This window comes from Rhodococcus sp. JVH1 (assembly GCF_000280725.2).
In the GTDB taxonomy this organism is placed as follows: domain Bacteria; phylum Actinomycetota; class Actinomycetes; order Mycobacteriales; family Mycobacteriaceae; genus Rhodococcus_F; species Rhodococcus_F jostii_A.
On record NZ_CP166289.1, the window covers coordinates 621161 to 635345 of the forward strand.

Below are 14185 nucleotides of genomic sequence, written 5' to 3' on the forward strand. Positions count from 1 at the left end.
CATGCACTCACCTCTCGAAGCGATGAAGGGCGGCCCTCCACTCCTCGTGGTTCCACACGAAAGCTAGGGGCCTCGACAGTCCCGTCACGACGGCAGAGCCCTATGAACAAGTATGACGCAAAACTGACCGCCGCGATCATGAAGTCAGCCCTGTTCAGCTCGGATCGCGGCGGGATTGTGCCAGAACAACCCGCTCCTGCCGGCGGTGTTCCGCGCGGCGAGCCGAGCGTCGCGACGGCGCCTGCATGGTCCGCCCCGCCACGATCACCAGGACAGTGATCACGAGCGGCAGTAGAGGGGCGTAGCTGCGCACGTGCACGACGAGCAGTCCTCCCCCGATGGCGCCTGCGACCAACCTCACGAGCACGCCGACCAGGCGGGGAATCTCGGACCTCGGCCGCGACCCTGCGAGAGTTTCCGCGAACGCGACCAGCGTGAAGGTCCCGGCTGTCGTGAACACCCCCTGGACCCCGAGAGAACGGACCGCCGCGGTCTGGATCCCCATAGCCAACGAGAACAGGACAATGAGAACATCGGTGATGGCAGTCGACGATTGCCCGGCCGTGGCAACCCACACGGCGAGGAATCCGGCCTCGGCGATCGCCACCACGGCTAACAACACCGACATACGTCGGGGCCACTCACCAGATTCCGGGGAGCGCCAAGCCGTGATCCGCCAGCCCGGATACGCCCCCGCAGCCTAGATCGACAGCGCGAGAACGACAGGCAAGCAGGGTCCCTCGAGGTTCGCTATTCCGAACCCCAGGAACACCATGTTCCCGGTCATGAACGCCGAGAATATCTTTCCCAAGCCGAAATAGCTGATAGCGTCGACCGCTCCCGACTCGACTGTCAACGCTACGAGCAGCACGTCGCGACAGTGGATACCATTCTCGGTTATTTCGGCTTCGATGCCCTGTGCGATAGTCGCCGATCGTGCACAAATCGGTTGCGACGCAGCGTAGGTGGGCACGTTTGCACATCGCGCAGTCTTGGTAATACGCCGCTGTCCGTTCTGTCGATGGGTCGTGGGAGTCCTCGTCTTCCGGTCGTCGCGAGTGCCCTTACAGCAGAATCTCGTTTCGGCGCCCCCATGTCGTCACCGCTGGCGCCCATTCGCGCCTCCGGCCAGCCGGAATTGTCCATACCTGCCCGCATCCAGGCCCAGGGTGGTGGGCGGCGAGGCGGCAGCCGTCGGTAAATTCCGGTTATCGAACGTTCGCCAGCGCGTATTGGACGTGCCCACCACGCTCCGGCAGGCTCACAGGTAGCGACTGCATCGAAAGAATGCAAGGAGGTGGTTGTCATGGCCGATCCGTCCAGCGGAACCGTTCGCGAGTCGAATCAGTATCGGCGCCCGGAGATTTCGGGACTGTTCGATGTTCTCGATCAGCACGTGCGTGATCCTCCGGACGCGCGGGCGCTGGTGGTCACCGGAGATCGGATACCCGTGTCCTATGGTGCCCTCGCCGCCTTGGTCGACGACGTGGCCACGCACCTGGGCCCCACAGGACTGCGCCGAGGAGATGCGGTCGGCCTTGTCTGTGCCAACACTGCCGAGTTCGTCGTCTCGCTCCTGGGGGCGGCGCGCGCGGGGCTGGTGGTCGCTCCGATGGACCCCACAATTCCCCGCCCGCAGATGTCCGCCCGGCTCGAGGGGCTGGGGGCACAGGCAATCCTCACCGGTCCACCCGCCGTCGACGCCGCTCCGGTCGCACAGTTCGACATCCCCACATGGGAACTCCGTGTGGACATCTCCGTCGGCGGGAACGCGACGGCCAGCCTCGAAACCGGCGCGGGTGTGGTGCGGCACCCTCCGGGGACGGCATCCGGACTCTCGGACCACGACGCCCTTGTCCTGTTCACGTCGGGCAGCACCAACCGGGCCAAAATGGTCCCGCTGACGCACACCAACGTGGCGGCCTCGGTGCGAGGCATCTGCGCGAACTACGAGCTGGGACCCGAAGACGCGACGGTCGCAGTCATGCCGTTGTTCCATGGTCATGGTTTGCTCGCGGTGCTGCTGGCCTCCTTGGCCAGCGGAGGATGTGTGCTGCTGCCGGCGCGGGGACGGTTCTCGGCGCGCACGTTCTGGGACGACATGCGGCCGTAGCCGCCACGTGGTTCACCGCGGTTCCCACCATCCATTAGATTCTTGTGCAGCGATCGGCGCGTGAGTACCCGGGCCCACAGGTCGTGCCGTTGAGGTTCGTGCGCAGTTGCAGCGCCCCGCTCAATACGGCCACGGCGCAGGCAATGGGGCGCACGTTCGGAGCGCCGGTGCTGGCGGCCTACGGGATGACCCAAACCACGCACCAGGCGACCAGCGAAGCCGCTGCCCCGACGCGGGCGCGTGAAGCTCGGATCGGTTGGCCGGGCAACCGGGGTGGGTCTTCGCGTCGTCGACCCCGACGGGCGCACGTGTCCAGCGGGCACCGTGGGCGAGGTGTGGGTGCGCGGTCCGACGGTCTCCCGCGGTTATCTCGCCGACCCGGTCGAGACCGCGCACAGTTTCGTCGACGGGTGGTTTCGCACGGGTGACCTGGGTTCACTGGACGAGGACGGGTACCTGTTTCTGACCGGGCGCATCAAGAACCTCGTCGGTGGCGAGAAGATCTCGCCCGAGCACGTCGAGGCCATTCTCGGCGGGTGTAGCGCTGTCACAGAGGCTGCCGTGTTCGCCATCCCCGACGCCATCTACGGGGAACGTGTCGGCGCCGCCGTGGTCGTATCCCGGGCAGGGGGCGTCGGGGCGGAGGAGGTTCTGCGGTACAGCCGCAATCGGCTCTCCCCCTTCGAAATACCCGACCGCGTCGAGGTCGTTCCTGCTCTGCCTCATACTGCAAAGGGCGGACTCGACCGGCGGGCCGTACGGGACCAGTTCGCGCGCTGACGCAGGGGTCACCTGACGAGGGACTCGGTCGGCAGTGGCTGGTCGAAGAACTCGTCCAGCGACAGGCTCTGTAATGCGGTTACGAACGCCCGGGCCGTCACCGAACCGGGCGTGGCCGCGTGGGTCGCCACCGAGATCTGCGCCCGGGCGTCAGGGACGACCAGGCGGACGGCTCTTGTCCTGCCAATCACTGGCATGGCCCGCAACCATGTGTGCGGCACGATGCTCGCCCAGCCGCCGAGGCCCACGTGCGCATAGAGGGATGCAACCGAGTCCGTCTCCACCTTCGGGGTCACCCCGACGCCGGCTTCCGCGAACGCGCCGTCGATAACCTGACGAATCCGCATGTCGGGCGTCAGTAATGCCAGCGGTAGCTGCGCCGCCTCCGCCCAGGTCATGTCGGGGCCCTCGGGCATCGGCTGGTCGGCGGAGGCCAGCACGACATACCTCTCTTCGTACAACGGCACCACGTGCAAGCCCGCCCGGTCCTCGGGAGCGAAATGGGCGATCGCAGCGTCGAGGGCGAAGTCGAGCAATCGGCGACGCAGCTCTGTCGTTGACACCCGGGAGTCAACCAGCACTGTGGCCAGTGGGTGCGCCGAGCAGAACGCGGCCACGCGAAGCGACAGGGTCGTCGAGGCCGTGGGTTCCGCACCCAGCCGCAGCCGCCCCGCGATACCCGATTGCACAGCAGCAACCTCTGCCTTGAACGCCTCCTGCTCGGCGAGGATCCGCTTGGCCCACGATACGAGTCGTTCGCCCTCCGGGGTCAGTCCCTGATAGTCACGTCCCCGGTTGATCAGGGTGACGTTCAGCTCCCGCTCCAGCTTGGCGACAGACGCGAGAGCGCGGGTTGCGATACATAGCAGGTGTCCGCCGCCCGCGCGAAGTGTCTTTCGCGCGCCACCGCCACGAAGTACTCCAACTGACGGAACAGCATGTGCTGATCACCTCGTCCTGCGCGCCCCGTTGACACCCAATCGCGTGGGCGCGGTGGTGCGTACCGGGCTGCGGTAGAGGTCGGTGACGGCGGCGATGTCGGCGTCCTCCAGTCCGGACGATGCCGCTGTGTCGTAGAGGTGCCGCACCACTGCGGCCGCCGGAAGCTCGAGGTCGGCGTCACGGGCGACGGCAAGCGCCAATCCGGCGTCCTTGGCGCCGAGCACCGTGGTCCACCACCCGTCCTGCGAGCCGGTCAGCACACCCTCGAACCGATTCTTCGACCCGGGTGCCACCAGGGGGCTGGTGCCGAGCAGCTCCCGCAACTGGTCGTCCCGCAGGCCTCCCGAACGCCCCACGGCGATCGACTCGGCCAGGGCGACCACCTCCGAGAGCAGCAACAGGTTGGTCGCCAGCTTGGCGGTGACGGCCAGCGGCGCCGTGTCATATCGCCGCACGTTGTCGGTCAGCGATGAGATCACCGGGCCCATACGGTCCACGACGCCGGTATCGCCGCCGACGAGAACCGTCGCCTGCCCCGCGCTCACCGCGGCAGGGCTGCCGACCACGGGCATGGCGAGGTACCGAGGAGAGAACACCTCGGCAAGTTCCCCACTGAGCCTTCGTGACACCGTCGAACAGTCGACGTAGATGGTCTGCGCACCGATCGACGACCGTAGCTCCCCGAACGCCACGGTCCTGACCGCTTCGTCGTCGGCCAGCATGGTGACCACGACATCGACTCCGTCGACGGTGTCGGTGATGGTCTGCCCTTGCCTGGCGCCGGCGGACACGATCTCCCCGGCCCTGCCTGTCGAGCGGTTCCACACCGTCACCCGGTGTCCTCCCTCGAGTAGCCTCCCGGCGAGCGCACGCCCCATCCGTCCCATGCCCAACACTGCGATGTTCATCGCGGCCTCCTGCGTCGCTGTCGTATCGAGTTCTCGCGCGCGCCGGTCCGCGCCGGTCGCACCGCCCCAGCCTCTCCCACACTGCGCAGCCGTGTGATCGCCGCTACCTGGAAGATCGGGATTCCTGCTAGCTGCACCCGAGGTGTCCTGCTGGCGGTGCAGACGTCGCGCCCGGTGCGGCGAACGATTGACTCGAACGATCGATCGGACGTCAACCGATCTCGCTCCGTGACAAACCATCAATACGAGAGGTGAGAACGATGAAGTGGATCACTGCCCGCGCGGCGGTTGCCGCTGCCGCAATCGCCTCCTTGACCGCCCTCTGCGCCGGCACCGCCGCCGCCGCACCAACCGTCAATGGTGGGGCGGTGCCGGCGGCCCGAGTCGTCCCCGGCTCTGCCGGGCCTGTCACGGATGTGGCGGACACCGGCTTCCCGTGGGCCTGGCCCTGGCCGTCCGGACCTTTTGAGCCTGGCCGTCCGTATGCCAATCATTCGCACGGCGACTTCGGCGGCCACCGTGGGTGGTGACCGGCGGGCCCGTTGGGGCCTGGACTATTTACTAAAAGCCAATTCGGACAGTCCCGCAGAGTAATTCGAGGAGTTCCGACATGGCCACCTCCCAAGAAGCCACCGCAGTCCCCACGCGTGCCGCATCGGAGGGCGGCAGAGCGACCATGGCCCCACGGCCGATTACGAAGTACGCGGTCGAGGCGATCGGAACGTTCTTTCTGGTGTTCACGGTGGGGACTGCCGCCGGCAGCGGCAGCCCGTTCGCCCCGCTGGCAATCGGTGCGGCCCTGATGGTGATGATCTACGCCGGGGGCCACGTCTCCGGTGGGCACTACAACCCTGCCGTGACATTGGCGGTGCTGGTACGGCACCGGATCGGGCTGCGCGATGCCGCCGGATACTGGGTCGCGCAACTCGCTGCCGGTGTGCTCGCCGCGGTCGTGGTACGCGAGGTCGTCGATCCCGCGCAGGCCACCCTCTCGGCGACGCTGCACCTGTCCGGTCACACCCTGGTGGCGGCGTTCGTGGTGGAGCTGTTGTTCACCTTCGCCCTGTGCTACGTGGTGCTCAACGTCGCCACCAGCCGCAGCCACCCGAACAACTCCTTCTACGGGCTCGCGATCGGATTCACCGTCGTGGCAGGGGCATTCGCGGTCGGCGCGATCTCCGGTGGCGCGTTCAACCCGGCGGTCACCTTCGGCGCGGCGGTGATGGGAATGTTCGCCTGGCCGACCCTGTGGGTGTACCTGGTGGCCCAACTCGTCGCGGGCGCCGCCGCCGGCGCCGCCTTCCTCGCCATCAACCCCGACGACACATGATCGCCCCGCGACCGGGGCCCTCCCCGCTTCCCCAATCCACAACCAGCCGAAAGACAGAACCATGACCAACACAGAATTCACGCCGACGACGACCGATGCCGGCATCCCGGTAGAGAGCGACGAGCACTCGCTTACCGTCGGCCCGGACGGACCGATCCTGCTGCACGATCACTACCTGATCGAGCAGATCGCGCAGTTCAACCGCGAACGCGTCCCCGAGCGCCAACCACATGCCAAGGGCAGCGGCGCCTTCGGCCGCTTCGAGGTCATCCACGACGTCAGCGCCTACACCAAGGCCGCACTGTTCCAGCCGGGCGTCACCACCGACCTGGTGATCAGGTTCTCCACGGTGGCCGGCGAGCGTGGCAGCCCCGACACCTGGCGTGACCCGCGCGGCTTCGCGCTGAAGTTCTACACCAGCGAGGGCAACTACGACATGGTCGGCAACAACACCCCGGTGTTCTTCCTCCGCGACCCGCTGAAATTCCAGCACTTCATCCGCTCCCAGAAGCGCCGCGCCGACAACAACCTGCGCGACCACGACATGCAGTGGGACTTCTGGACCCTCTCGCCCGAGTCGGCGCACCAGGTGACCTGGCTGATGGGTGACCGCGGGATTCCCCGCACCTGGCGGCACATGAACGGGTACAGCTCTCACACGTACATGTGGGTCAACGCGGCGGGTGAGAGGTTCTGGGTGAAGTACCACTTCATCAGCGATCAGGGCGTCGAGTGCCTCACGCAGGCCGAGGCCGACACACTGGCCTCCACAGACGGGGACTATCACACCCGCGACCTGTTCGAAGCGATCGAGCGGGGCGATCACCCCCGCTGGACACTGAAGGTGCAGGTCATGCCGTTCGAGGACGCCAAGACCTACCGGTTCAACCCGTTCGACCTGACCAAGGTGTGGCCGCACGCCGACTACCCGCTCATCGACGTCGGCCGGATGACCCTCGACCGAAACCCGACCGACTACCACTCCCAGATCGAGCAGTTGGCCGTCGAACCCAGCAACCTCGTTCCCGGCATCGGGGCGAGCCCCGACAAGATGCTGCTGGGCCGGATGTTCGCCTACCCCGACGCGCACCGGGCCCGGATCGGCGCGAACTACAACCAACTGCCAGTGAACGCACCCACCACGCCCGTACACAGTTACAGCAAGGACGGCGCAATGCGGTATCACACCGTCTCGGACCCGGTATACGCGCCGAACTCCAAGGGCGGACCGAAAGCCGACACCGAGCGGTACGGTGAACCCGCGGGCTGGCACACCGACGGCGACATGGTCCGCACCGCCTACACCCTCCGCGCCGAGGACGACGACTGGGGACAAGCCGGCACCCTCGTCCGAGACGTCTTCGACGACGCCGAGCGAGAGCGACTGGTGAACAACATCGTCGGACACCTCCAGGACGGCGTCACCGAGCAGGTCCTGCAACGCGCCTTCGAGTATTGGCGCAACGTCGACCAGGACCTGGGCGACCGGGTCCAGAAGGGCGTCCGCGGAAAATAGCCCCGATCGGACCGACAACGGAGCGGCGTCGTCACCACAGATCACCCGCCGCCCGAGTGCCGACCCACCAAGCAAGTGTCCACCCCACCACAAGCCCTGGCGCGGGACGCGATCGTACCGAGCCGCGCCAGAACACCAGCGCCCACGAATCAGTCGCCGGCGCAGATTTCAACCAAAAACATGGTGCACCGCCGCATCAGACAGCTGCACCCGAAGAAAGGAAATACCATGACCACGTCACACCGCCGGCCCGACACTGAGGTCCGCGAGTTCAGTGCCCCGCCCAGCCTGCCGCAGAACCTGCAGAAGATCCTCGTAGATCTCATCGAACTGCACCTGCAGGGCAAACAGGCCCACTGGAATCTCGTCGGCACCAACTTCCGCGATCTGCACCTCCAACTCGACGAAATCGTCGACACCGCACGCGAAGCAAGCGACACCATCGCCGAACGCATGCGCGCCCTCGATGCGGTCCCCGACGGACGATCCGACACCGTCACAGCGTCCACGACACTGCCCGCCCTACCGCCGGCCGACCTCAGCACCACCGACGCGGTCGACCTCGTCACCTCCCGGATCTACGGCGCGGTCGACACCATCCGCTTGGTCCACGACGAGGTCGACGCCGCCGATCCCTCCAGCGCCGACCTGCTGCACAGCATCGTCAACGACCTGGAGAAGGCCGCGTGGATGCTCAAATCCGAGAACCGGAAGATCTGAGGTGGTCAACCGATGATGGGTGGGAGATCGAATACATCAGAGGGTGTTCGGGAATTTCGATTCCGTAAGTGCGTACAGTTCAGGAAGATTGACCACGATGGCTTCTTGAGTGCTACGTGCGATCACGATCACCGCGGGAGTGTCGGAATCCGGATTCTCTTCGCGATGCGGAACATACGGCGGGACGAAGATGTAGTCGCCGGGACTCGTGGCGATCCGCACTTCCCCGACGCCGTCGTGGAACACGAACTGCGGATGCCCGCTTCGCACGAAGATCGCCGTTTCGGACTCCCCATGATGGTGGTTGTCCGACACCGTCTCCGGCGACACCACGGTCTCCCCCATCCAGATCTTCTCCGACCCGACCGAGCGGCCACTGATCGCGGCGAACCTCTGCATTCCCGCGGTCTGGGCCGTCCCGGAACTCAGCTCAGAAGCCTTGACGTGGTGGACCCGTGTACGCAGCGACGAACGGGCGTACTCGTCGCTCGTCGACTGCAAATCCGGATGGAACTCGTCACCGCTGCTCATGATCCTCGACCTCACGCGTCCACGAAAGATGAAGCCGTTACGAGTTTACCCGCCGCGGCACGCCGGACAACCCCCACCTAGAGCGGACCACAGCGTTCTCGATACGCCGGCCGCTGAGTCACGAGGATCGTGCCAGATCCGCGTCCCGTCGGCGATCACCGCACCTGAGAACAGTAGTGCGTGGCCCAGATCTGTAGACAGTATGGCCGGAAACCGGCAGCGCCCGCCGGGCCACACCAGAAGAACTGATACCAACAAACCCAGGAGGTCGTCATGACCGAAGTAATCGCCGGCATCGCAATTCCCGATTCGCCCCTGGCGAACGAAGCTACCGAACTGGTGCGGGAAACGGCGTCGGCGCTGCTCTTTCACCATTCGCGTCGCGTCTTCCTGTTCGGATCGCTCCAGGGCCAGCGGCTCGGGCGCACAGCCGATCCCGAATTACTGTACGTGGGTGCGATGTTCCACGATCTCGGCCTGACAGAGAAGTTCCGCGGCCACACCCAGCGATTCGAACTCGACGGTGCCGACGAAGCGGAGCGGTTCCTCACAGCACACGGCATCGGCGCAGCCGACGTCCGCAAGGTGTGGGAGGCGATCGCACTGCACACCACCCCGGAAGTGCCGTACCGGCTCGAGCCGGAGATTGCGCTGGTCACCGCGGGAGTGGAGACCGACGTCCTCGGAATCGGACGAGACGACCTACCCGAGGAACTCATCGCGGAGGTCACTCGGGCGCACCCGCGGCCCAACTTCAAGCGGGAGATCCTTCAGGCCTTCACCGACGGCTTCAAACATCGCCCGGACAGTACCTTCGGCACCGTCAACGCAGATGTTCTCGAGCACTTCGTTCCGGGCTACCGCCACATCGATTTCGTCGAGGTAGTCCAAGACTCGAGCTGGACCGAATAGGTCGATCCCGGCGAGAAGAACCGGTGCCACGGGTGTGACTCGTTCCGGCCGCTCGGTGCGCTGCGGTCCAGCGGGCGCTGCGCACCATGCCGGTGCCGATCGCGTGGACCGGGGCGGTGGCAGCCAGCAGGTACACGAGGGATGGGGCTGGCCGGTAGCGAAGATGGGCATCAGCGGTGACGACATCGGCCCCCCGTACGGCGATTCTTAGAGTCCCGAAAGCAATTGCAGGAGTGCGGACATGATCCCACCTCGACAGTCCACCGAGGGCAGCACCGGCGAAGAGGCCGCCGCGGCCCCGGCCCCACGGCCGAGTATCGGACATGCGGTCGAGTCGATCGGCACACTGTTCCTGGTGTTCGCCGTCCGCGCCGCCGAGGGCAGCGGCAACCCACTTCCCCCACTGGCCCTCGGCGCGGTCCTGATGATAATGATCTACACCTGGGGGCACCGTTCCGCCCGCCACTACAACCCAGCCGCGACGATGATGGCGCTGGCGCGTCACCGCATCGGCCTGCGCGATGCCGCCGGCTACTGGCTCGCACAGATCGGCGCCGGCCTGCTCGCGGTGGCGGCGATGACCATGACCGGTCACACACCGGCGACCGCGTCGGTGGTGGAACTGGTATTCATCTTCGCCCTCTGCTGCCTCGTGCTCGAAGTAGCCACCCGCACTCAGCCAGACAACTCGTTGTCCGGCCTGGCGATCGGGGTCACCGTGGTGGCGGGCGCGTTCGCGGTCGGCGCCATCCCCGGTGGCGCATTCCACCCCGCGGTCGCCGTCGGTGCCGGCGCAGGCACCGCCGCCGGATTCGCCCTCATCACACTCAACCCGCCGACACATGATTCTGCGCTGTCTGCCCATCACAGGAACGGGTCTCGCCTTCGGCACCGCGGCCCCGGCCAACCCGAACTGAGAACCATCACCGACCGATGAACATCGAACCAAACCCAGACGTTCCGCACGCCGCCGTACCTCGCCGGATGACAGAGCCGTGCAGTGTCCACACCACGCCCGGCGCACTGAACACGCCCGGGGCTCGACCCACCACAGGAGGCAGGGCGATGACCACCACGCAACCCGATCCCACAACCACCGAGGCCAGCATTCCGGTGCGGTGCGACGATCGTCCACCCGACCGGACCCGTGTCGTCACCGCCGCCGGCGTCACTGCAGCGACCGCGGAGCTGACCGCGGTAATCGGTGACCACACACCTCGGGGACCGGTCACCACCGTCCCACCGGGAAAACAGCGACGGCCCTCGCCGCTGGATCCGAAGGCCGCGCGGTCGCTGGTCGGGCTCGCGGACCTCCCGACCATCGTCGCGGTCGGCCCATTCGACGACCATGTACACGCCGAGCAGTTGGCCGCCGCATTCACCAGGGTCCGGCGGCAATGCGAGGCACAACTCGTCCTCGTCGGGACCGGATCGAGGTGCGGCGCCATCGATCGGGCCATCCCCCACAATTCAGGGAATGGGCTGCACCTGGTAGAGGACTCATCCGGGCAACGCTGGCCGGAATTGCTCGCTGCCGCCGATCTCGTGGTGCCCAGCACCACGTCGGGCGCGACGAGACTGTTGGAGGTGTTAGCCGCCGGCCGGGCGGTGGTCACTCCCGAGCATCCGGACACCGTAGGACTGGTCGTACCCACCAGCGCGGGACTGGTGTACCGGCGCGGGGATGTGTATGGGATGACCGAGGCGATACTGCGGGTCCTCACCGCACCCGCGCTCCGTGACGGCATGGCCGCTCGTGCCCGGGAGGTCGCCCACCGGCACCACTGTCAGGACATGAGGCGGCGAACCTTCGACCATGGAAACGGCCGGGCGTAGCGGACAGGAGCGGAGGAATGAAGCGGCCGGACTCAGCCACCGCCGAGCGGGGTACTGATGAACCGCATTGACGGAGCCCGCCTCTGCTACACCGACGGGGAAGGGCATGAGCGAGAACTGCCATTGTCTGCCGACATTCGGCGGGTGACGGTAGGGCGCTCTCACCGATCCGACCTCGCGTTGACCTGGGACCGTACGGTCTCCCGGCTGCACGCGGCCATCGAGTGGATCGGCACACACTGGTCGGTCGTCGACGACGGATTGTCCCGCAACGGCACCTTCGTCAACGGCGAACGGCTGGACGGACGGAGACGGCTCCGATCGGGTGACATCATTCAAATCGGTATCACCGCGGTCACCTTCGCCGGCCAGCACCACCCCGGTCCCGGCACCTCGCAGGTGCGGGCCTTCGTCGCGGCCCTCGCGAAGCACCGCCTCATCTTCGACGAAGAGGTGGCCCTCGCATATCTCTGTGCCCTCGACGGTGCCGTGTCCGAGAACAATCAACTTCGCTGTACCGATGAACGGCTCGAGCAGGAGGCGAACGACCTGGTCGATCGCGTTCGCCAGTCGATGCCTGACGGCGCCGCAGATCGTGACTACTACGCGTTCACACTGACCTCAACGGGTGACCTACTCGAGAAACTGTCCCGGTCGATGATGGTCATGCTGGAGGCCCACGCGGCCGGCGCTCTGCCCGCCGCACTCCCCTTCACCGACCTCGCGAACATCTACATCACCACGGTGCAGGAACTGAGCAAGGCAATCACCGTGGACCCGCTCCCGGCCTCGACGCCCGCAGGCACCCGGTACCCGCTCATCCGCAGCGACGTGATCGAGGGCATGGCAACACTATTCGAAGCTCTTGGATCCCTACTACTCGACCACGGCTTCCTGCCGACGCACGCACTCTGCGGTGAGGACCCCCTGGCACTGGCGACGAAGGCAATTGCACGCGCCTCCGCACTACGGTCGCCTCGACGCTAGGGCAACCAGCTCTCCATCTGCGCACCCGCCGACCGCACAGCGGTCTTCGGTGCGGTCGCCTGCGGTCTGCTCCACGGCCACTGGCGCTACCGACCCTGCCCACCTCGCCGACACCAGCGACGACTCGAGAACCAGGGCGACCGGTGTGCGAAGAGCACCGGACGCGGTCAAGGGGGCGTTACAGGTGGTGATGCCAATCGCCCTACCTTGTCGGCGCCGCCACAAATCTGGAGCGGCAGAACGAAGAAGGGTCATCAATTTGAGACGAGTGCATGTCGAAGGGCAGTTTCCGCCTGATGCTACGAAGGTCTCACTTCTTCCACTCACTGCCCCATTCGCTGCCGTCCCATTGAACGGCGCGAGCCACGGCCCGCCGCTCGGGCACCGGGAAGCGGCCGAGCCCGGCCACGAGCAGTGGCCCAACGATTGCCCACGCCGGAGGATCTCCGGTGGCGTCGCGGAGCACGAGCGCGGTTGCGATCAGCCCGAGGACCGTCGCGGTGAGCCCGCAGAGAGTGACCCAGCGTCCGAACCGGGACACGAGTCGGCCCGCGATCAACGCGGAGACGGCGACCCCGATCGCGAACGGTGTCACGGTCAGACCCGAGCGCAGCGGCGAGTACCCCAGCCCCTCTTGGAAGTACAGGGCCAACACCAGCCAGATGCCGGTGAACCCGACGAAGTAAACGAGGGCGGTACCGGTTCCGGAGGCGTAGCCGGAGGTGCGCAGGAGCCGCGGGTCCAGCAGCGGTTGGCGCCCCTTGGCTGCCGCTGACCAACGACAGGATCAGCCCGCCGATCACCGGCCCGGCCGCGGTCGCCAGCCCGATCGTCGCGCCGAGTACCCCGAACGCACGGCCGCGCTCGGCGCCCTGGAACAGTTCCTGGATCAGCCCGGAGTTCTGCGGGATGAGCATGCCGCCGGCGACCCCTTGGAGCAGCCGCGCGGCGATCAGCAGCCCCGCGGTCGGTGCTGCGCCGGTCAGTGCACTGGTCACCACGAATGCAGTAAGCGCAACGAGGAACATGCGACGCCGGCCGAGGGAATCGCCGAGCCGGCCCGCGGACACCAACGTCAGCCCCAGGCTGAGCGTGTACCCGGACACCACCCACTGCGCGGTCTGTGGCGCTACGGCCAGCCCGTGCTCGATAGACGGCAGTGCAACATTCACGATACTGACGTCGAGGAGAATCATGAACGCCGCCGAACTGAGTGACCGCCAGCGCCCGCCACCGCCCGGCATCGGCCGCTGCGCGAGGGAAGTCCACTGGGAGCGCCCGATCCTCGGTCGACGCTTTCGCAGCAACCCGTCGGGGTCGTTCCGATCGTCCAACCACTTGACTCATCAAGTCGATCCTTTCGTCGATGGGTACACCGGCAGCCCAAAACCCCTCCCCCACGAGGAGACTCACCCATCGTGCGGACGCAGCAAAGGCTCCCCGTGCGCACCAGGGGCGGCAACGCCGACACAGTCGATACCGCGGTCAGTCGGCAGGACTCTCCTTCGCTGCGTGTCACGAGCACATCGCCGCCGAGTCCGACGAGCCCGTCATCAGCATCGAGGCCGATCTGCACGCCCGAGGTGTTCGTGCGCCCGGTGCCGTTTGGG

Annotated in this window: 10 protein-coding genes and 4 pseudogenes; 8 read left to right on the forward strand and 6 right to left on the reverse strand. The window is 66.6% G+C overall.

Annotated elements, in window-relative coordinates; translation table 11 throughout:
* Positions 1-154 precede the first annotated feature (154 nt).
* A pseudogene (locus JVH1_RS02920) lies at positions 155-973 on the reverse strand (YoaK family protein).
* 333 nt (positions 974-1306) lie between these two features.
* On the opposite strand from JVH1_RS02920, the pseudogene JVH1_RS02925 reads away from it, so the two are divergent.
* Positions 1307-2893 (forward strand): annotated as a pseudogene (locus JVH1_RS02925) (FadD7 family fatty acid--CoA ligase).
* A gap of 8 nt (positions 2894-2901) precedes the next feature.
* On the opposite strand, the pseudogene JVH1_RS02930 reads toward JVH1_RS02925, so the two are convergent.
* Positions 2902-3833, reverse strand: a pseudogene (locus tag JVH1_RS02930) (LysR family transcriptional regulator).
* A gap of 7 nt (positions 3834-3840) precedes the next feature.
* Positions 3841-4743: an NAD(P)-dependent oxidoreductase gene (locus JVH1_RS02935; protein ID WP_009479850.1), complete on the reverse strand. Its 903-nt coding sequence runs from the start codon at positions 4741-4743 to the stop codon at positions 3841-3843.
* Positions 4744-5419: 676 nt separating this feature from the next.
* Between JVH1_RS02935 and JVH1_RS02940 the strand changes: the two genes are divergently transcribed.
* The 3 genes from JVH1_RS02940 (at position 5420) to JVH1_RS02950 (ending at position 8309) form a co-directional block, all read left to right on the forward strand.
* Positions 5420-6073 (forward strand): MIP/aquaporin family protein, encoded by a 654-nt coding sequence (locus JVH1_RS02940; protein WP_009479848.1) that lies wholly within the window; start codon positions 5420-5422, stop codon positions 6071-6073.
* A gap of 61 nt (positions 6074-6134) precedes the next feature.
* Entirely contained in the window at positions 6135-7589 is a 1455-nt protein-coding gene (locus JVH1_RS02945) for a catalase (RefSeq protein WP_009479847.1), read from the forward strand.
* A gap of 228 nt (positions 7590-7817) precedes the next feature.
* Positions 7818-8309: a Dps family protein gene (locus JVH1_RS02950; RefSeq protein WP_009479846.1), complete on the forward strand. Its 492-nt coding sequence runs from the start codon at positions 7818-7820 to the stop codon at positions 8307-8309.
* Between the two features lie 36 nt (positions 8310-8345).
* On the opposite strand, the gene JVH1_RS02955 is transcribed toward JVH1_RS02950, so the two are convergent.
* Positions 8346-8840 carry a cupin domain-containing protein gene (locus JVH1_RS02955; protein WP_043782326.1) on the reverse strand — a complete coding sequence of 165 codons (495 nt, stop codon included), beginning with the start codon at positions 8838-8840 and terminating at the stop codon, positions 8346-8348.
* Between the two features lie 273 nt (positions 8841-9113).
* Between JVH1_RS02955 and JVH1_RS02960 the strand changes: the two genes are divergently transcribed.
* From JVH1_RS02960 to JVH1_RS02975, 4 genes are all read left to right on the forward strand, one after another.
* The gene (locus tag JVH1_RS02960) at positions 9114-9752 is read left to right on the forward strand and encodes an HD domain-containing protein (protein WP_009479844.1); all 639 of its coding nucleotides are present in this window, start codon (positions 9114-9116) and stop codon (positions 9750-9752) included.
* Positions 9753-9993: 241 nt separating this feature from the next.
* Positions 9994-10689, forward strand: a complete 696-nt coding sequence (locus tag JVH1_RS02965; protein WP_009479843.1) for an aquaporin — start codon at positions 9994-9996, stop codon at positions 10687-10689.
* Positions 10690-10817: 128 nt separating this feature from the next.
* A complete protein-coding gene (locus tag JVH1_RS02970) occupies positions 10818-11588 on the forward strand; it encodes a glycosyltransferase (RefSeq protein WP_009479842.1) in 771 nt (256 codons plus the stop codon).
* 57 nt (positions 11589-11645) lie between these two features.
* The gene (locus JVH1_RS02975; RefSeq protein WP_009479841.1) at positions 11646-12575 is read left to right on the forward strand and encodes an FHA domain-containing protein; all 930 of its coding nucleotides are present in this window, start codon (positions 11646-11648) and stop codon (positions 12573-12575) included.
* A 310-nt stretch (positions 12576-12885) separates the two neighbouring features.
* On the opposite strand, the gene JVH1_RS02980 is transcribed toward JVH1_RS02975, so the two are convergent.
* Together JVH1_RS02980 and JVH1_RS02985 are read right to left on the reverse strand one after the other, a co-directional pair.
* Positions 12886-13230 (reverse strand): MFS transporter, encoded by a 345-nt coding sequence (locus JVH1_RS02980; protein ID WP_009479840.1) that lies wholly within the window; start codon positions 13228-13230, stop codon positions 12886-12888.
* 175 nt (positions 13231-13405) lie between these two features.
* Positions 13406-13819 (reverse strand): annotated as a pseudogene (locus tag JVH1_RS02985) (MFS transporter); the annotation flags it as partial.
* Positions 13820-14185 lie beyond the last annotated feature (366 nt).